An 18,510-nucleotide genomic window follows, 5' to 3' on the forward strand; every position below is an offset into this window, starting at 1 on the left:
ACGTCTATCCGATTCCGCGTCGTCGGGACTCACAGCAACTTTTAAAACCCGCAATGACAAGTTAACAAGTGTCATGATAGACAGGCTCGAGAAAGAAGTCGATATGCTCGAACGCCATCTGCAGGTGCTGAAGATGGTCATCGGAAACGAACCCATCGGCATCGTGAAGATGTCCAACGAGACGGGCTACCCGCATCACAAGGTTCGATACTCCCTTCGCGTCCTCGAGGAGGAGAACCTGATCGAACCGTCGAGTCAGGGTGCGATCACCACCGAGGACACCGCCGACTTCGTCGACGAACTCGACGAGAAGATCGACGCCATCGTCGACAAACTCGACTCGATGAAGATCGAAGAGACGGCCGAGATCCAGGGCTAGAGGTCCGGAACGCTCAGGAAGAAGTCCTCGTCTCGCGCCTCGACCAGACACAGATGGAATCCGGATTTCCGTGAGAGCTTCACGTAGCTTCGTCTGGAACTCCGACTGAACAGGCCGCCGCGAGTGGCGTCGACCGCGACCTCCATCGCGTCGGCGTCGAAGTAACTCGTCGTCACGAAGAAGGCGGCGGCGAAGTTCTCCTCGGCGTCGCTCACCCGTTTCGAACGGTCGAGCAGCGACTCGATGGCCGACGCGGACGTCGGCTCGCGGCCGTCCTCCATGGCCGCGACGAACAGCGGTTCCCCCATCTTGTCCCGGAACACCACGTCGAAGGACACCGACCGGTCGTCGCGCTCCTCCTCGGTCGTCACGTCCACGCCCCCGCCGAGGTCGATGCGATCGATCCGTTCGATCGCCTCGTACAGTTTCGACAGTTCGGCGCGCGTGTCCGTCTGCCGAATCTCGTAGGTCACCGCGGTCAACAGCCACTCCACGAACCGGTGTTCGGGGGTCCCGCGGAGGAACGCCTCGAACGGCTGGCCGTCGACGGCCAGCCCCGCCGTCTCGAACTCCGTGTGGTAGTCGAGACGGAGGTTGGCCCGCAGCGTCGACTCGTCGATCCGTCCCTTCGCCGCGCGTTCGAGCGTCCCCTCGGTCTTGTCCTCGTATCTGACGAACAGGTTGGTGCCGGAGAGCGCCTCCTCGCGGGTGAGCGTCCGCTCGCCGGCCACGCCCCCCTCTCCGTCCTCGAGTCGCTGGATCTCCGCCTCCAGTTCCTCGACGCGGTCCTGGAGTCGGTCGACTGTGGCGCGTAACTCGTCGCGCTCGCGTTCGAGACTGTCGCGCTCCGTCTCGAGCTCCTCCTTCTCGGCCCGGACCGCGTCGAGTTCCCGGCGCAGCCGAGCGACCCGATCGGCGGTGGCCGCGTCGGCCGACGAGGCGGAGGCCGGCGTCTCGTCGGCGGGATCGGCCTCGTCGGTCCCGTCGGCGGGATCGGCCTCGTCGGTCCCGTCGGGGGCGTCCTCGGCCCTCGCGTCCTCCGCCGAGCCGACCTGAACGTCCTCCGTGGTCACCGCCCCGGCCTCGTCGGCGACCCCGTCGCCCCCGGCGGTCGCCCCCCCGTCGACGGCACTCGTGGCGTCGGCGTCGTCGCTGCCGGCGGTCGTCGCCCCGGCCGTCGCGGCGTCGGCATCCTCGGCCGTCGCCTCCGCCTCGTCCGCATCGGCCTCGTCCGGTTCGGCCACCTCCGGGGTCGCCCAGTCCGCGGACGGACTGCCGCCGTCGGCGTCAGTCGGATCGGTACCGGTCGTCTCGTCGTCGCTCGCCGGACCCTCCGTCGCCGTCGCGCCGGCGTCGAAGGCCTCGGGCGACGACCCGTCGCCGTCGGCCGGATCCTCCGTCTCGGTCGCGCCGCCGAACGCGACGTCCTCGACGGCTCCCCCGTCGACGTCGGCGTCGCCCGAGGCCGCGGCCGCGCCTCCGGCGGCGGCAGCGCCCGCATCTCCGGCGTCGTCGGCCGGTTCCGGACGCTCCGGCAGGTCGATCACCTCGACGTCGGCGTCGACGACGGAGTAGATGCCCACCTCGTCGGCCGCGCGCTCGAACGCCTCCTCGCCCGTGAGGAGGCGGCGACTGTTGCCCACGTAGGCGACCGGGAGCGACCGACCGCCGTAGTAGACGACGTAGTAGTCGCCGGAGAGGACGTTCTCCGAGAGTTCGACGTAGCCGACGAAGTTGCCCGCGGAGAGGGTGTCGTCGATCTCGGTCAGCGGCGTCTCGTTCGAGTAGTACTGACCGCGCGTCTCTCCCCCGCGAGCCTGCATCGCAAAGAGGAGCGGCAAGGAGACGTCGGGCGCAGTGTACGCCGTCAGCGACGCATCCTCGAAGTCGTCGATGTCGCCGTCGAACACGCCGACGTAGCGACCGTTCAGAACGAACGCCCAGGCGGATCCGTCGGTGACCGCCCCCGAGAACCCGTCGTCCGCGAGGTCGTACAACCCCGTAACGCCGTCGGAGACGGGGCGAGTCCCCCACTCGGTCACCGCGTCCAGAATCTCGCCGTCCATTTGTGCAGGTATGCACCCAAGCGAGCCAAATACTTTCCGGCAAACGGCCGCCGACTCACTCGTCGACGAACTCGACGGTGACCCGGCGGCGCTCCCCGTCGACGTACTTGTACCGTTCGTCGGGGGCCTCGTCCTCCGCCCGGCGGTGGGAGCCGTCGCAGAAGGGGTACTCCTCGCTCAGCCCGCACAGACAGACCGCCACGTCGCCGTTCTCGTCGTCGATGTCCGCCGGCGTGATGATCTTCGGCCCCGTCGCTGTGTGTGTCACTTCCCGTGGCATACCACGCGGTGGAGCGTCCGGAGACTTAACGGCGTCGCGGAGCCGCCCGGGAACCGCGACGCGGCGGCTCAGTGCTTGTGCGTGAACAGCAGGGGGCTCCCCTCGTGGACGGTGACACAGATGTCGAGCGGTTCGATCTGTTCGAGGCTGGTCGCCGTCTTCTTGCACGCCACCAGGTCGTCGAACGGCTCCTCACAGACGGGACACGCCACCGAGACGGTGTTCTGGTAGAGTTTGATCTCGTCGTTCTCCTCCCGGGGCGTGAGCGACGACACGAGCTGCTCGAAATCGTCCATGGCGATAGCTAACCGTGCGACCACATAAATTTACGGCGGCGAGCGGGCCGCGACCGCTCAGGCGCCGATGGAGGCGCCGAGGTACAGCACGACGACGAGGAAGATCCAGACCACGTCGACGAAGTGCCAGTACATCGAGACGGTGCTGACCGAGACGTGACGCTCGGCGGAGTACTGCCCCGCGAGCGCACGGATCGTGACGATGGCGAGGAGGACGCCGCCGAGCGAGACGTGGAGCCCGTGCAGCCCGGTCAGCCCGTAGAAGGCCGATCCGAACAGCCCGGAGGTGACCGTGAACTCGGAGTGGACGATGAACTCGTAGTACTCGTAGACCTGCCCGCCGATGAAGACGAGACCGAGGACGAGCGTCGCCAGCAGTCCGAGCACGAACTTCCGGCGGTCGTCCTTCCGGATGGCGACGTGTGCCCAGTGGAGCGTGAGACTCGACGCCACCAGGATGGCGGTGTTGATGATGACGAGCGACCCCGTCAGATGCGGAAGCTCACCCGGCGGCCACGTCCCCGCGCGGATGAAGAAGTAGTACGTAAAGCCCGCGCCGAAGGTGGCGATCTCGGAGCCGAGGAAGGCGATCATCCCCCAGCGGAGCGCCGACGCGCTCGTTTCGTTGCTGCCCCGGGACCAGAACTCGACCACGAAGGCGTGATACAGCCAACCGTACAGGCCGAGGAGGAAGGTCCCGACGCTCGCGGCCGTCAACAGCGGGGCGAACATGGGGTTGATCGTCGAGTCCTGCCCGCCAGCGACGATGAACAGCGCCGCGGCGACGTAGATGCCGCCGGCGCCCAGTGCCGTGATGAAGGGCCACCAACTGGCCTCGCCGAACCCCCGGGGCCAGTCCTCGACCGCCGGGAGGTGATGTCCGTGGTCGTCCCCGCCGTGTTCCGTACTCATACCCCCCCGTTGCGATTCGACTACCAAAAATCCTCCCAACCGCCGCCGCGATCGGTTCCGGAAGCTACTCGGAGGGGACACCCCAAGCGTCGACCGATGGCCCGGGACCCGCGTCGCGGCGGACGACGCCGGCGACCACGCGTCGCGTCCGTCCTCCTCGCGACCTGCTGGCTCCTCGCGCTCCCCGTCGGCCGCGTCGCCGCCCACACCGGGGGGCTCCGGGGGGCGACCCGCGACCCCATCGCCATCCCCACGTGGCTGTTCCTGCTCACCGGCGGCGGCGTCGTCGGCGTCTCCTTCCTGCTCGCCAGTTTCGTCACCGACCGGCGCCTCGTCGCCGCCGTCCACGACTGGTCCCGACCGCTCCCCGATCCGGGCCGACTCGGCCGCGCCCTCGTCGCCCTCCTCGGCGTCGTCGCCCTCGCCGTCACGCTCGCCGTCGGCGTCGTCGAGGACGCGACGGGCGTTCGCAACCTCGCGGTGCTGGTCGTCTGGGTCGCCTGGTGGGGCGGCTACGTCGCCTCGACGTACCTGCTCGGGAACTCCTGGCCGGCGCTCAACCCCTTCCGAACCGTCGCGGAACGGCTCCCCACGCTCGACCGCACCTACCCCGAGCGTCTGGGGGCGTGGCCGAGCGTCGCCGCCCTCCTCCTCCTCGTGTGGGTCGAAGTCACGGCGCCGCTCGCGGACGACGCGCGCCTCCTCGCGGCCGTCGTCGGGGGCTACGCCGCCGTGACGCTCGTCGGCGCCGCCGTCTTCGGGCCGGATCCCTGGTTCGACCGGGTCGACCCCCTCGCCCGGGCGTTCCGGCTCTACGGCCGACTCGCCCCCGTCGGCGTCGAGGACGGCCGCCCCCGACTGCGACTCCCCGGCGGCGCTCTCCCCGGGACGGCCCTCGACGGCCGCGACGACGCCGCCTTCGTCGTCACGCTCCTCTTCGTCACCACGTACGACGGCTTCGTCGCCACCGGGCCCTGGGCGACCGGGGTCCGGGCCGTCGCCGGGGCCGGCGTCCCGCCGCTGCTCGCGTATCTGGGCGCTTACCTCGTCGGGGCGGGGCTGTTCTATCTCGCCTACCGGGTTGCCGCCCGCCTCGGGCGGCGACGCGCCGACACCTACCTCTCGACGGCCGAACTCGTGCGGCGGTTCGCTCCCTCCCTGCTCCCCATCGCCGCCGGCTACCACCTAGCGCACAACCTCGGCTCGGTGCTCGTGCTCGCCCCGACGCTCGTCGCCGTCGCCGCCGCCCCCCTCTCGCCCCCGCCGTCGCCGCCACAGCTGGCCGGCCTGCCGGCGTGGTTCGGCGGCCTCGAACTCGCCTTCGTCCTCCTGGGACACCTGCTGGCCGTCTGGGTCGCTCACGCCACGGCCTACGAGCTGTTCCCCTCCCGACTACAGGCCGTCCGCAGCCAGTACGGCGTGACCGCCGTCATGATCTGTTACACCATGCTCAGCCTCTGGATCGTCGCCGAACCGTACGTCCCGCCGCCGTTCATCGCCTCGTGACCGTGACCGACAGCAATAGCGACACCGATCCGGACACCCGCGCCCCGCCCGACGCGGCCTCCCACGTCTGTGAGCGGTGTGGCCGGCCCTTCGCCCGCGGGGAGTATCTGGCGCTCCACCGTGGCCTCCGTCACCCGTCCGACCTGTCGGCTGCGGAGCGGGAGGCCTTCGAGGCGGCGCGCGAAGAGGAGGAGGCGGACCTCCGGCGGTTCAGACTGCTCGCGCTCGCGGCGCTCGTCGCGCTCTACTTCGGGTTCCTGATGACCTACGCGGTGGTCACCTAGTCGGCCCCGCCACGCGCCCGGTGGTAGGGCTGGCCGGCGATGTCCTCCCGGAGGTCGTCGAGCGCGCCGCGGGCGGTGTCGGTGTCCGTCATCTCCGTGACGACGGCGAACACTTCCTTGCGCGACACCTTCACGCCGGCCTCCGAGAGGGCGTCCTCGGGCCGGGCGAGGAGTTCGCGCAACGTCCCGACCGCCAGCAGGAAGGGGATGGCCCACGCCGCGAGGGTGTTGCCGTCCGTCGTCGGGACGGTTTCGAGGTACGTCTGGGCGTCGTCGAGGAAAGAGCGGGCGTGGCGGGCGGTGCGCCGGACGACCGCCGCCGCGCCGGACTCGTGTTCCGGGGCGACGACCTCCTCCTGCGGGACGCCCTCGGCGGCCAGCCACTCCGCCGGCAGGTAGACGTTGTCCTCCTCGGTGTAGTCGTCGTAGACGTCCTTGGCGACGTTGACCAGTTGCAACAGCAGGCCGAACTCCTCGGCGGTGTCGTAGAGGCGGGCACGCCGCCCCTCGCTGAGGTCGCCACGGGCCAACAGGTTGGTGACGAGGTTGCCGACGGTTCCGGCGGCGTAGTAGCAGTACTCCTCCAGTTCCTCGCGGGACTGGATGCGGAGCCCCCCTTCGTCGGCGTAGCGCTCGACGAACATGGCCATCCCCTGGACGAGTTCCCGCGCGGGCGGCGTGACCGCCTCGCGGACGTCCTCGGGGAGTCCGCGAAAGGTCCGGACGATCCGCGGCGTGCTGGCGACGACCTCCCAGTCGTCGGAGCGGTCCTCCGGTGCCGGGAGCCACTCGTCGACCGCCTCGCGGAACGCCTCGGCGTCCGTCCCGTCGGTCGGATCGAGGACGCGGTCGTACTCGCGGAGGAGCCGAGCCTGTTCGGCCGGCGGGACGTGGTCGGCGTCCTCGACGGTGTCAGGGACGCGACAGAGGAGATAGCCGACACAGATGTACGAGGCCATCGGTTCGTCGAGTACGTCGACGGTCAACGCGAACGTTCGGGAGACGCCCTGAACCGCCTCGTGGCACCAGTCGAGGTCGGCTCCGTCACCGGGAGGTCTGGCTGCGTGTCGAGACATTCGGAGCGGTTGCGGGTTACGACCGAGGGGTTAAAAAGTCTCGTGGGCGACTCCGCCGCCCGGCGAGCGAAGCCACAAGTCGTATGTCCCGGCCAGCCGAGACACGCCGTGTGCCATCGACCAAGCAGGTCGCCGGGATCGGTGTCGTGGTCGTGATCCTGCTCGCGGGGGTTGCCTTCGTCGTCTTCAGCCAGCCCACCGTCTCGGGAATCGACAACCGGTTCGGCGACGTCAACGAGACGACCACCGTCGTCGAGAGCAACCTGACCGTGCAAAACCCCAACCCCGTCGGTGCCAGTCTCGGAGGCCTCACCGTCGACTACGCCATCGACATGAACGGCATCCGGATGGCGACCGGCGTCAAGAACGGCGTCTCCATCCCCAAGGGTCAGTCGACGGTGCCGATGACCACGCGGCTCGCGAACGAACGCATCCCCACGTGGTGGGTGAGCCACATCCGCAACGGCGAGCGGACGACCCTCGCGGTCAACGCCGACGTCCACTCGTCGCTCCTCGGCACCTCCTTCGGGGCGCCGAAGGTGTCCCGGACCATCGAGACCGACATCATCTCGGCGTTCAACTCCACCGAGGACCGCCCCGTCGGGTCGTCGCCGACGGGGGGACCGATCCTCGTCATCCGCGAGACCAGCGCGCAGTGGGGGAATGTCAGCGCCTCGTCGACGGACATCGACATGCGCTTCGTCGTCCACAATCCCAACTCCTACGCGGTGCCGGTCTCGGAACTGAGCTACCGGGCGCGGATGAACGGCGTCGAGATGGGGAACGGCACCACCGAGGGACAGGGCGTGATCCCGCCCGGCGGCACCCGGACCATCGAGGCGACCACGACGCTGAACAACCAGCACATCGACGAGTGGTGGGTGAGCCACCTGGAGAACGAACAGGTGACGCAGCTCCGCATCGACTTCTCGGCGCGGGTCGAACTCCCCACGGGGACGGTGGAGGTGCCGCTCGACCCGCTGACCTACACCCGGACCATCGAGACTGACATCTTCGACAACAAGCCGGACGACGACTCGGGCGGAAACGGGACGGCGACGCCCGATGGGACGGCCACGCCCGATGGGACGGCCACGCCCACGCCCACACCGAGCGACGACGACGACGGCCTCCTCGGCGGGGACGGAACCGCGACGCCCACCCCGAGCGACGGCGGGACGGCGACTCCAACTCCGGGCGACGACGGCACGACGACTCCAACTCCGGGCGACGACGGCACGACGACTCCAACTCCGGGCGACGACGGTCCACTCGACGGCGGGGAGGACACCGCGACGCCGACGCCCACGGACGACGCGACCCCCACGCCGACGCCCACGGACGACGACGGCGGCCTGCTCTCCGTCGAGGAGCCGGGAGCGGTCGCGGGAACGCGTTGAGGGCGGGCCGTCACTCGATGGTGACGTGTTCCGACTCCTCGTTGAGCGCGAGGTTCGCGGCGATTTCGGCGTTTCGCATGGCGTACTGCGCGGTCTGCTGAAGACTCACCAGCACCTCGCGCGTGCGGAGGAGTTCGACCTTCGGCATGTCGGGCAGGCCGCGGATGAGTTCCATCTCGCGGTCGCTGATCTCCTCGAACATCCGCCCGACTGCGATGGCCTTGTCGTAGTCGCGTTCGACGACGGCCTCGACCGCCGTGGCGGTGATCTCGTCGACCTGATCCGTGAACTCGCGGACGGCCCGCATCGTCGAACTGTCGACGTCGAGCGTGTTGTTCTTCGCGTCGAGCGCGATGTTGCCGATGTCCTCGGCGTTGTCGGCCGTGAGTTCGAGGTTCTTCGCCACCGAGCGGTAACCGATCAGGGGGAACCCGGATTCGAGACCGACCGCCCGGGCGAGGTTCGGGTTCTGGTAGGCCATGAAGATCAGGCGGAGCAGGAGGACGAATATCTTGTTCGCCTGACGCTCGCGGTTCAGCGCCCGCTCGGCCAGGTCCGCGTTGCCGTGGGCCAGGGCCTTCACCGACTCGCCGCGCATGGTGCTGCCGGTGTTCTCCAGTCGTTCGAGGAGGTTGTCGAGCGTGAAGTCCTCGGGGTCGACCGAACACCGGATCGCGATCCGTTCGGGCGTCTCCTCGATGACGCCGAGACCCATCAACTGCGTCTCGGCGCGGTAGACGGCGTTGATGTGCTCGCTTTCGAGGGCGCCCTCCGACTTCTCGATGTGGATGACCCGCCGCCCGAGGACGTACTGGGCGACGATGGCGCGTTCGAGCGCCCCCGAGTCCAGGTTGTCCGCGTGAATCGTCGCCTCGGAGCCCTCGGTGCTTGCCGACTCCGGGAGCACCGTCAGCGTCCCCTTGCCCCCCATCCGGAGCGACACCTCGTCCCCCTTCTCGACGTTGTGTTCTTTCGCCCACTCCGCCGGGAGCGTCATCGCCAGCGTCGACGGTCCCAGTCGTTGCACTTTTCGGGTTTCCATACCACACATACCTCCCCCGAAGACCTTAATCTTCACTATGCGACATTATACCCCATGAAAGATGTTGAGGTGTGGCGATTTTAGGCGATTTCCATCAGGCGCCGCTCGAAGCGGCCGACCCGCACGCGCGTCCACCCGCGGAGTTCCGCGTCGAGTTCCGGATCGTCGGTGTCGACCCGCAGCCGTCCGATGTCGTCGAGTTTCGCTCGCGAGGCGACCACCTCGACCGCACACCGGCGGATCACCGCCGGCGAGAGCTGTGGGTTCCCCCGGCCGAAGACGAACCCCTGGCCGCCGATGGGCGAGACGACGATCACGTTGCGGTCGCCCAGCGACGCCAGAATCTCGTCCTCGGTGGCGTCCCGGGCGAGCACCTCGCCGTCGCGCCACACGTCCACGCCGAGCGGCGACCCGTCGAATCCGAGGGCGTCCTTGATCGCGCCGACCGTGCTACCGGGGCCGAGGACGTACGTCACGCCCGCCTCCACCCCGTCGGCGAACCCCTCGGCCAGCGACTCGACGTTCCCGCTCCCGGTCTGTTTCGAGGACTGCAGGGACTCCCCGACCGGCACCCACGCGACCGCCCGAAGCTCCGGGTTCACGGCTCCCTCGCGGTACTCGTCCTCGTCGATGTCCATCACCTCGCGGCGCTCGGTTCGCTCGAAGGAGGCGACCACGTCGGCGGCGTCCTCCGGCGAGACGGCGAAGACCGAGGAGTAGACCTTCACGCCGCCCGGAACCCCGAGCATCGGCGTCTCGGTCCCCTCCAGCGCGTCGGCCACGTCCGCGGCGGTGCCGTCGCCGCCGACGAAGACGACGAGGTCGACGCCGGCGTCGAGAAACGCCGCGACCGCCGCCCGCGTGTCCGCCGCCGTCGTCTCCTCCCCTGCCGGCTCGCCCAGCACCTCGGGGTCGACCCCCGCCTCGCGGGCTAGGTCGGCGCCCATCGGCGCGCCCCACGTCAGGACCGTCGCGCCGGGGACGCGGTCGGCGAGGGCTTCGAGCGCCCGGCGCGCCCGGTCCGGCGAGCGGGGGTCGGCACCCCGGGCGCGTGCCTCCTCGACCTTCCCGTCGGTTCCTTTCAGACCGACCCGTCCGCCCATGCCCGCGATGGGGTTGACCACGAACCCGAGTCGCATGCTGAGGCCTACGCCGGCACGGTGAAAAGCGTCGCGGCTACGGATCGACGGTCGTCGTCCCCGCGCGACGGCGACCGTCGCAGCGGCGTCCACGAACGTTTAAGCGACTGCCGTCGATAGGTCCAGCCATGCTCCCGCTTCAGTCCGGGGAACCGCTCCCCATCGCGGCGACCGGTGCGGTCGTGTTACTCGCCAGTCTCGGCGTCACCCTGCTCTGGTTGCTCTACCTGCGCCGCTAGGTCGACCCGGTCGCGGAGCCAGTCGGCCGCGTCACCGGCCGTCCCCGCGTCGGCGGCGATGACCTTCAGCCGAACCGAGTCGCCGGGGTAGCTCCCGACGGTCACGTCGAACCGCTCCTGGACCTCGTCGAGACGGTCGATGAGCGCGCTCTCCGGTTCCGTCGTCCGAACCTCCTCGACGTGTCGCCGGGTGCCCTCGAACTCCCCGGCGACCGTCTCGAACATCGCCTTCATCTCGTCGGGGACGCCGGGCAGGACGTAGACGGCGTCGAGGGCCGCGCCCGGCGCCACCCCTTCGGGGTTCGGGAGCATCCGCGCGCCGGCCGGGAGGTGGGTCGTCCCCTCGGTCAGGTCCGCGGCCGTGTAGTCGCCGTGGTCGTCGATCCACGCCTCGGCCGCCTCGTTGGGGGCCACCTCCCGACCGAACGCCGCCGCGACGCCGTCCATCGTCACGTCGTCGTGGGTGGGGCCGACGCCGCCGGTGACGATCACCGCGTCGTACTCCGCGCGGTACTCGTTGACCACGCGGGCGATGTCGGCGATCCGGTCGGGGACGGTGGTGATCCGCTCGACCGACACCCCGCGGTCGTCGAGGCGGTCACACAGCCACGAGGCGTTCGTGTCGACCGTGTCCCCGGAGAGCAGTTCGTCGCCGACGGTGACGACCGCGACTCGCATGACCCGGGGTAGACGGCCGGACGTGAAAAGGGTCGCGCCCGGTCAGCCCATGCCGGGCGGCGGGTCGTCGCGGAACTCGTCGTCGGTGTCCACGTCCAGGCCGAGTTCCTCGCGTTGCTCCCGGAGTTCCTCGATGCGGCGCTTGTAGTAGAGGACGCCGACCGCGCCGACGACGGCCAGTCCGGCGGCGGCCCCGCCGAAGATCAGCAGGTCGCGCTGCAGGTAGAACTGCACCGAGACGGCGTCCGCCGTCACGTCGTCCCAGCGGACGACCCGGCTGTCGCCGTCGGTCACCACCTCGTAGCCGCGGGGGCTCACCTTCCCGAACGGGAACACCTCGACGCGGCGGTCCGGCGGCAACACGACGGCGTAAGAGCCGTCGACGAACGTCGGGAGGCTGAACCGCTTTGGCGTACTGGAGGAGGTGAACGCGAGCTGTCCGCCCCCGCCGTCCGGGGAGTCGTCGGGGAGGCTGACCGCCACTCGCGAGCGCGACCGGTTGATCGACCCGCCGCGCGCGACCAGTTCGGTCCCCGTGACGACCGTTCCGTTGGGGTAGCGGTACCGCACCGCCGAGACGGGGATGGCGTTCCGACCGCCGAAGCCGTCGCGGCGGAACAGCTCCATTCGGGTGTCGTTCATCCGGTAGACCGCCTGAAACCGCGCGTTCTCCGTGATCGTGATGTGGGCGTCGACCTCGCTGTCCCAGACGTACGGCGACGGCGGCTCCTCGTTCAACTGCTCGTCGGAGATGGGCTGTGAGCCGAAGAGGCCGGCACACCCCGCGGTGAGGACGAGCGCCACGAGCCCGAGGAGCGGGAGCAGGTGACGGCGGGTCATCTCAGGGGACGACGCACTTGAGTTCCGCGGGCAGGTACTCGCCGACGCTGGCGAGCAGCCCCGGCGGGTCCGTCCCCTCGGCGGTGACGACGCTCTGTTCGAGCAGGCCCAGCCGTTCGACGGTGACGACGTCGCGGGCGTGACCGGCGCGGTTCAGCGTCGCTCGCACCTCGCCCCGGGTCGCGCTGTTGACGTTCAGGCGGCCGGTCCCGCGCGTCCACTCGTACAGCCGGTCGCGCTCCGCGTCCGCCAGCCGCGGCGGGTCGCCGGCGACGAAGCGCATCGGGAGATGCTGGACGAGGCCGAACCGGTCGCGGATCTGTGCCGGCGACCCCGGCCCCAGGCCGAGTTCGGCGGCCGGGATCCGGATCCGCTCGCCCGCGTCGAGGACGAACCCCTCGTCGTCCCACGATTCGAGGGTGCCGACGTACGTCTCGCCGTCCTCGAAGCCCGTGCCGATCGCCCCCCACTCCTCGGCCAGGGCGTTGCGCGCGGCCACCGCGTCGTCGCCGGAGACGGTCACCGAGACGAAGTCGTCGTGGCGGACGCCCACCTCCCACTCGACGTCGAGGTCACCGATCAGGTTGTCGACCAGGGCCGTCATCCCGTCGAGCGCCCGGTCCCGCGCGTCGCCCTCGACGTAACATTTGGTTGCGAGGACGACCATCAGCGAGTGAGTTCCACGTTGAGTTCGTTCCGAAGCTCCTCGATCCGTCGCTCCGTCGCCTCGATCAGGTCGTCGTTGTCCATCGGTTCGAGCGGGGCACCCGTCTCCGGACACTGGAAGTCACACTCCATCGCCTCGCTGAACTCGAAGCGGATGCCCGCCGGCTCCGAGAGGTAGAACTCGTGGGTCCGCTCGTACTCCAGTCGCTCCTCCAGGGCGTCGAGGAGGCGGTACATCTCCTCTTCGAGGTTCTCGGGGATGTTCTCGTACTCGAACGTCCAGAGGTAGGTGAGCCACCCCGAGTCCTCGTCGCGGACGCGGCGGTAACTGGCGAGGTCGTTCTCGTAGAGGATAAAGAGGGCGCGGCGAACGTCGTTCAGTTCGAGCCCCAGTTCCTCGGCGAGTTCCTCGTCGGTCACCTCCCCGTCCGGCGGTGCGGCGGCGACCGGCATCCCCGTCGGGCCGACGAGTTCGTGGAGGTACTTCTGGATCACCGGATCGCTCAGCAGCTCCTCAAAAGCCATTGTGTCCCGTTCGGACCGGGGGCGATTTAAACGCCACGGTCAGGCCGGCGGCGGGAGCCCACGCTGACCGCGGGCCGAGGTCACGCCCGCTCGGACTCCTCGTCGGGCTCGCGCGACTCCTCCGACTCGGCCGCCGCCTCCGCGCGCCCCCGCGCCAGTTCGGCGTCGATGTCGTCCTCCACGTCGTCGAGGGAGGCGACCGTGAGGACGTTGCCGCCGCCGGGGTCGACCACCAGCACCTCCGCGCCCACGGGAATCTCGCCGTCCATCGAGCGGGCGCTGTAGTTGGGGTTGAACCCCCCGCGGTCGAGTTTCACCTCGCCGCTTCGCGGGGTCACCCGCTCGGTCACCCGCCCCGTCCGGCCGCGGAGCGAACTGGAGTCGCTGGTCTGGCCGGTGCCCGAGTCGCCGTAGAAGTCGAACCGTCGGTACCCCGCGAGCGCCAGCCCCCCGAACAGGAGGACGAGGACGGCGAGCACGAGCGGGCCGGCGACCGGTCCGAGGAGCAAGCCCACGATGCCGGCACCCAGGAGGGCCACCCCGAGGACCGCGAAGTGCGCTCCCGGTGCCATCGCCTCCGCGATGGAGAGGCCGAGCCCCGCGACGATCAGCAACAGCGGCAGCGTCTCGGGGCCGAGTTCGATCCCCGCCTGGAGGACGCTCGTCGGGACGACCATGCTTCGTCCTTGGGGCCGCGGGCGTTTATACTACCGGCTCGACGACGACCGCTCGACCGAGCGGCCTCACAGGCTCCCGAGGGCGACGTAGAAGATCAGCAAGGAGAGCGTCACGCCGACCAGGACGAAGAGGCTGTTCTCGAGCGTGGGCGTGCCGGGCTCGATGGGCTCCGAACCGGGCGTTTCGGCGTCCTCGCCCACCTCGTCGACGGCGAACCGCCACTGGGACTCGTCGTCGTCGCGGTCCTCCTCCGAGAGTGCGCTCATACCTCCCGGTAGCGGGCGCCCACGGAAAGGGATACCGGCCTACCGCTGGTGTTCCCGCGGCGTCACGTCGCCGTCGTAGACGACGCCGCGGTCGGCGTGGACCGTCACCGTCGTGCCCTCGGCCACCTCGTCGGGCAGCGGCGCCCCGCTGACCATCGGCACGCCGCGCTCCCGTGCGATCATGGCGGCGTAGCTCGTCATGCCCGGCCGGGCGTCGACGATGCCGCCGATGCGGCCGGTGTCGCCCGAGAACTGCCCGTCGAAATCCGCCGGGAGGACGACGATGGCGCCCGCCGGGGCGTCCGAGAGGTCGCCGTCCGGACACCGGAACACGGGACCGGCGACGCGCCCGCTGACCACGTTCCGCCCCGTGGCGACCGTCTCGGAGGCGACGTGGACCTTCAGGGTGTTCGTGGTGTTGGTCCCCTCCAGTTCCGTCATCATCCCCGAGAGGACGACGACGGTGTCGCCGCTCTCGGCGGCGCCGGCGTCGATGGCGGCGTCGACGGCGGCGTCGATCATCCCCTCGATGTCCTCGCGGTAGGCGGCGTACTGGGCGTCGACGCCCCACGAGAGCGCGAGCTGTCGGCGCACGCGGTCGCGCGGCGTCGTCGCGACGACGGGGACGTTCGGCCGGAACTTCGAGGTCACCCGCGCCGTGTACCCCGACTCCGAGACGGCGACGATGGCCGCGGCACCGAGGTCGCGGGCGAGATACCGCGCCGCCCGCGCCAGCGCCTCGGTCTGGGACCCCTCGGCCGCCGCGGGCACCCGCCCCTCGGTCGTCTCGACGTACTCGTCGCTCGCCTCCACCTGGCGGACGATGCGGTCCATCGTCTCGACGACCCGAACGGGGTGGTCGCCGATGGCCGTCTCCCCGGAGAGCATCACCGCGTCGGTGCCGTCGAGGACGGCGTTCGCGACGTCGGAGGCCTCCGCGCGGGTCGGCCGCCGGGAGGTGACCATCGAGTCCAGCATCTCCGTCGCGGTGATGACCGGCACGCCCGCGTCCTGGGCGCTGTGGATGATCCGCTTTTGCACCATCGGGACGTCCTCCAGCGGGCACTCCACGCCCAGGTCGCCGCGGGCGACCATCACGCCGTAGGAGGCCTCGACGATCTCGTCGATGTTCTCGACCGCGCCCGCCCGCTCGATCTTCGAGACGACCGGGATGTCGCCGCCGAGGTTCTCGATGGCGTCGGTCACGGCGAGGACGTCGTCGGCGTCGCGGACGAAACTCGCCGCCACGAAGTCCGCCTCGCCCTCGACCGCGACCTCGATGTCGCGGCGGTCCCCCTCGGTCACCACGTCGAAGTCGAGTTCGACGCCGGGGACGTTCACCCCCTTGCGGCTCCCGAGTTCGCCGCCCGAGACGACCCGGGCGGTGACGACGTCCCCGTCGACCTCCTCGACCCGCGTCTCGATCCGGCCGTCGTCGAGGAGGACGCGGTCGCCGGCGTCGACGGCGCCGAGGGAGTAAGAGAGGCCGATCTCCTCCGGCGTCGCCGTGTCCCCCTCGACGAACCGAACCGTCGAGTCGGTCGGCAGGTCGATGGGGTCCTCGAGGGGCGCGGTCCGGACCTCCGGTCCCTGGAGGTCGAGCATCACCGAGAGCGGGTCGTCGATGGCGGCGTCGACCGCGTGGACCCGCTCTATCACCGCCGCGCGGTCCTCGGGGGTGCCGTGACTCGCGTTGAGGCGCGCCACGGACATCCCCGCGTCCGCGAGTTCGCGGATCGTCGACCGGTCGTCGGAGGCGGGACCCAGCGTGCAGACGATCTTTGCCCGTCGCATGCCCCTCCCTTCAGGGCCACGGGTCAAAAAGAGGGTTCATCGGAAGTCGGGGGCGAGACTCGGCGTCGGGGGCGGCGGCCGGCTACCGCACCCGCTCGCCGGGCACCGCGTCCGCGACCGTCGTCAGCAGATCGGCCTCCTCGCCCGCAGCGAGCACCATCCCGTTGGACTCGACGCCGAACAGTTCCGCCCGCTCCAGGTTCGCCAGCACGATCACCCGGGTCCCCGGCAGCGAGTCGAGGTCGTGGAGCTGCTTGATGCCGGCGACGATCTGTCGCTCCTCGACGCCGATGTCGACGACGAGGCGGGCGAGTTTGTCCGCGCCCTCGATCCCCTCGGCCGAGACGACCTCCCCGACCCGCATGTCGAGGTCCTGGAACTCCTCGAACCCGATCCGGTCGGGCTCGAGGGGTTCGAGGTCCTCCGCGTCCTCCGCGTCCTCCGCGTCCTCCTCGTCGGCGCCCTCGGCGGCGGCGTCCGCCGCCTCGCTTCCCTCCTCGGCGGCCTCGACGCGCTCCTGGAGCTTCGCGTTGAGCTCCTCGACCCGCTCCTCGGGGATCTTCTCGTAGAGTTCGTCGGGTTCGCCGAACTCGGCCGCGGGAGGTTCGAGCGCGGCGTCGACGGTCACGTCGTGGACCGACCCCTCGCCGCCGACCTGCGACCACAGGCGCTCGCAGGTTCCGGGCGCGACGGGGGCAAAGAGGACGGCGACGGCCTTCGAGACCTGCACGCAGTCCCGGAGTACCCGCGCCGCCGCCTCGGGGTCGTCGTCGACGAGGTTCCACGGCTCGTTTTGCTGGATGTACTCGTTGCCGAAGGCCGCGAGCGAGACGGCGGCGTCGCCCGCGTCCCGCACCGAGTAGTCGTTGACGGCGGCGGTGAAGTCGTCGATCGCCTCCTCGATCCGGTCGCGAACCTCGGGCGAGAGGTCCGCGTCGGGCGTCCCGCCGAACTCTCGGTGGGCGAAAAGCAGGGAGCGGTACGCGAAGTTGCCCACCGTCCCGACGAGTTCGTTGTTGACGCGCTCGCGGAAGCGCTCCCACGAGAAGTCCACGTCCTGCTGGAAGCCGCCGTTGGTCGCGAGGTAGTAGCGGAGGAGGTCCGGATCGAACCCCTCGTCGAGGTACTCGTCGGCCCAGACGGCGCGGTTCCGCGAGGTGGAGAAGCCCTTGCCGTTGAGGGTGATGAACCCGCTCGCCATGACCGCGCGGGGTTCGCCGTAGTCGGCGCCGCGCAACATGGCGGGCCAGAAGACGGTGTGGTGCTGGATGATGTCGCGGCCGATCACGTGGACCACCTCGCCGTCGTCCTTCCACGCCTCCTCCCAGTCGAAGACGCCGGGACCGACGCGCTCGCTGTACTGCTTCGTCGAGGAGACGTACTCGATGGGGGCGTCGACCCAGACGTAGAGGACGAGGTCCTCCTCGCCGGGGTAGTCGATCCCCCAGTCCATGTCGCGGGTGATACACCAGTCGCGGAGTTCCCCCTCGATCCACTCGCGGGGCTGGTTCTTCGCGTTCGCGGTGCCTTCGAGGCGGTCGATGAACTCGGAGAGGTAGTCCTGGAACGCCGAGACGCGGAAGAACTTGTGGGTCTGCTCGCGGTACTCCGCCGGATTGCCGGTGATGGTGCTCCGGGGGTCCTCGATCTCGCCGGGTTCGAGGTGGCGACCACAGCCCTCGTCGCACTCGTCGCCGCGGGCCCGCGCCCCGCAGTAGGGGCAGGTCCCCTCGACGTACCGGTCGGGGAGCGACTGATCCTCGGCGGGATCGTAGGCCACCATGATCTCCTTCTCGTAGATGTGACCGTTCGCGTCCAGCGCCTCCACGATTTCGGTCGTCAACTCGACGTTCGTCGCGTCGTGGGTGTGGCCGTAGTTGTCGAAGTCGACGCCGAACTTCGGGAACGTCGCCTCGTAGGCCTCGTGCCAGTCGAGGGCGAACTCCTCGGGGGAGACGCCCGCCTCCTCGGCGTTGACCGCGACGGGGGTGCCGTGCATGTCCGACCCGGAGACGAAGGCCGTCTCCTGACCGAGTTTGCGCAGGGCGCGGGCGTAGACGTCCCCGCCGACGTACGTTCGCAGGTGGCCGATGTGCAGGTCGCCGTTGGCGTAGGGCAACCCACAGGTCACCACCGCCGGTCGATCCGTGGGGAACTCCTCGTGACTCATACGTGTTCACTGGAGGATGGAACCCTAAAGCCCGCCGGTTCCGCGTGCGACGGACCTACGTACGCGGACGGACAGGGGACCGACCGTGGCCCCACCATCGGTCCGCGGTCCGGTCTGTCTGGTCTGTGGCGCACTCGCGGGGAGCGTCCTCGGTGCGCTGTTCGTTCCGGATCCAACGGGCACCGTCGCGTTCGTGCTCTCGCTCGGCTGTACCGCCGCCGTCGCCGGGTCCCTGTACCGGAGCGACTGGCTGCGCGGGTAGCCGGGCGGGAAC

The 18,510-nt window shown here is 69.9% G+C and carries 20 protein-coding genes; 5 read left to right on the forward strand and 15 right to left on the reverse strand.

What is annotated here, in order from left to right:
* The first annotated feature begins 73 nt into the window (after positions 1 to 73).
* Positions 74 to 379: a hypothetical protein gene (locus NBT67_RS08055; protein ID WP_251341203.1), complete on the forward strand. Its 306-nt coding sequence runs from the start codon at positions 74 to 76 to the stop codon at positions 377 to 379.
* Here the strand turns inward: NBT67_RS08055 and NBT67_RS08060 are convergent.
* From NBT67_RS08060 to NBT67_RS08075, 4 genes are all read right to left on the reverse strand, one after another.
* Positions 376 to 2,445 carry a DUF7527 domain-containing protein gene (locus tag NBT67_RS08060; RefSeq protein ID WP_251341204.1) on the reverse strand — a complete coding sequence of 690 codons (2,070 nt, stop codon included), beginning with the start codon at positions 2,443 to 2,445 and terminating at the stop codon, positions 376 to 378. The two genes, NBT67_RS08055 and NBT67_RS08060, sit on opposite strands and share 4 nt — an antisense overlap.
* A gap of 55 nt (positions 2,446 to 2,500) precedes the next feature.
* Positions 2,501 to 2,725, reverse strand: a complete 225-nt coding sequence (locus tag NBT67_RS08065) for a CDGSH iron-sulfur domain-containing protein (protein WP_251341205.1) — start codon at positions 2,723 to 2,725, stop codon at positions 2,501 to 2,503.
* Positions 2,726 to 2,793: 68 nt separating this feature from the next.
* Positions 2,794 to 3,021 carry a DUF7385 family protein gene (locus NBT67_RS08070; protein ID WP_425498833.1) on the reverse strand — a complete coding sequence of 76 codons (228 nt, stop codon included), beginning with the start codon at positions 3,019 to 3,021 and terminating at the stop codon, positions 2,794 to 2,796.
* Between the two features lie 57 nt (positions 3,022 to 3,078).
* Complete coding sequence (locus NBT67_RS08075; protein ID WP_251341206.1) at positions 3,079 to 3,933, reverse strand: cytochrome c oxidase subunit 3; 855 nt, start codon at positions 3,931 to 3,933, stop codon at positions 3,079 to 3,081.
* Between the two features lie 96 nt (positions 3,934 to 4,029).
* On the opposite strand from NBT67_RS08075, the gene NBT67_RS08080 reads away from it, so the two are divergent.
* Both NBT67_RS08080 and NBT67_RS08085 read left to right on the forward strand, forming a co-directional pair.
* A complete protein-coding gene (locus tag NBT67_RS08080) occupies positions 4,030 to 5,439 on the forward strand; it encodes a hypothetical protein (RefSeq protein WP_251341207.1) in 1,410 nt (469 codons plus the stop codon).
* Positions 5,440 to 5,441: 2 nt separating this feature from the next.
* Positions 5,442 to 5,723: a DNA-binding protein gene (locus NBT67_RS08085; RefSeq protein ID WP_251341208.1), complete on the forward strand. Its 282-nt coding sequence runs from the start codon at positions 5,442 to 5,444 to the stop codon at positions 5,721 to 5,723.
* On the opposite strand, the gene NBT67_RS08090 is transcribed toward NBT67_RS08085, so the two are convergent.
* Entirely contained in the window at positions 5,720 to 6,799 is a 1,080-nt protein-coding gene (locus NBT67_RS08090; protein WP_251341209.1) for a phytoene/squalene synthase family protein, read from the reverse strand. The two genes, NBT67_RS08085 and NBT67_RS08090, sit on opposite strands and share 4 nt — an antisense overlap.
* Before the next feature lie 110 nt (positions 6,800 to 6,909).
* Between NBT67_RS08090 and NBT67_RS08095 the strand changes: the two genes are divergently transcribed.
* Positions 6,910 to 8,199, forward strand: coding sequence for an LEA type 2 family protein (locus tag NBT67_RS08095; protein WP_251341210.1), 1,290 nt, complete (start codon positions 6,910 to 6,912; stop codon positions 8,197 to 8,199).
* A gap of 10 nt (positions 8,200 to 8,209) precedes the next feature.
* On the opposite strand, the gene NBT67_RS08100 is transcribed toward NBT67_RS08095, so the two are convergent.
* The 10 genes from NBT67_RS08100 to metG form a co-directional block, all read right to left on the reverse strand.
* Positions 8,210 to 9,241: a phosphate signaling complex PhoU family protein gene (locus NBT67_RS08100; protein WP_251341211.1), complete on the reverse strand. Its 1,032-nt coding sequence runs from the start codon at positions 9,239 to 9,241 to the stop codon at positions 8,210 to 8,212.
* 80 nt (positions 9,242 to 9,321) lie between these two features.
* On the reverse strand, positions 9,322 to 10,380 hold the full coding sequence (locus NBT67_RS08105; RefSeq protein WP_251341212.1) for an ATP-NAD kinase family protein: 1,059 nt from the start codon (positions 10,378 to 10,380) through the stop codon (positions 9,322 to 9,324).
* 185 nt (positions 10,381 to 10,565) lie between these two features.
* A complete protein-coding gene (locus NBT67_RS08110; RefSeq protein WP_251341213.1) occupies positions 10,566 to 11,297 on the reverse strand; it encodes a competence/damage-inducible protein A in 732 nt (243 codons plus the stop codon).
* A 42-nt stretch (positions 11,298 to 11,339) separates the two neighbouring features.
* Positions 11,340 to 12,137 (reverse strand): DUF5803 family protein, encoded by a 798-nt coding sequence (locus NBT67_RS08115; RefSeq protein ID WP_251341214.1) that lies wholly within the window; start codon positions 12,135 to 12,137, stop codon positions 11,340 to 11,342.
* A gap of 1 nt (position 12,138) precedes the next feature.
* Positions 12,139 to 12,804, reverse strand: coding sequence for a DUF2110 family protein (locus NBT67_RS08120; protein WP_251341215.1), 666 nt, complete (start codon positions 12,802 to 12,804; stop codon positions 12,139 to 12,141).
* On the reverse strand, positions 12,804 to 13,328 hold the full coding sequence (locus NBT67_RS08125) for a transcription factor (RefSeq protein WP_251341216.1): 525 nt from the start codon (positions 13,326 to 13,328) through the stop codon (positions 12,804 to 12,806). The genes NBT67_RS08120 and NBT67_RS08125 overlap by 1 nt, the downstream gene beginning before the upstream one ends.
* Positions 13,329 to 13,408: 80 nt before the next feature.
* A complete protein-coding gene (locus NBT67_RS08130) occupies positions 13,409 to 14,005 on the reverse strand; it encodes an NfeD family protein (protein ID WP_251341217.1) in 597 nt (198 codons plus the stop codon).
* Positions 14,006 to 14,071: 66 nt separating this feature from the next.
* Positions 14,072 to 14,272, reverse strand: coding sequence for a DUF7312 domain-containing protein (locus NBT67_RS08135; protein ID WP_251341218.1), 201 nt, complete (start codon positions 14,270 to 14,272; stop codon positions 14,072 to 14,074).
* 39 nt (positions 14,273 to 14,311) lie between these two features.
* Entirely contained in the window at positions 14,312 to 16,066 is a 1,755-nt protein-coding gene (gene pyk / locus NBT67_RS08140) for a pyruvate kinase (RefSeq protein WP_251341219.1), read from the reverse strand.
* Positions 16,067 to 16,148: 82 nt separating this feature from the next.
* Complete coding sequence (gene metG / locus NBT67_RS08145; protein ID WP_251341220.1) at positions 16,149 to 18,236, reverse strand: methionine--tRNA ligase; 2,088 nt, start codon at positions 18,234 to 18,236, stop codon at positions 16,149 to 16,151.
* 85 nt (positions 18,237 to 18,321) lie between these two features.
* On the opposite strand from metG, the gene NBT67_RS08150 reads away from it, so the two are divergent.
* Entirely contained in the window at positions 18,322 to 18,498 is a 177-nt protein-coding gene (locus NBT67_RS08150) for a hypothetical protein (protein ID WP_251341221.1), read from the forward strand.
* Positions 18,499 to 18,510 lie beyond the last annotated feature (12 nt).

It is taken from the genome of Haloplanus sp. GDY1 (genome assembly GCF_023703775.1).
Classification (GTDB): domain Archaea; phylum Halobacteriota; class Halobacteria; order Halobacteriales; family Haloferacaceae; genus Haloplanus; species Haloplanus halophilus.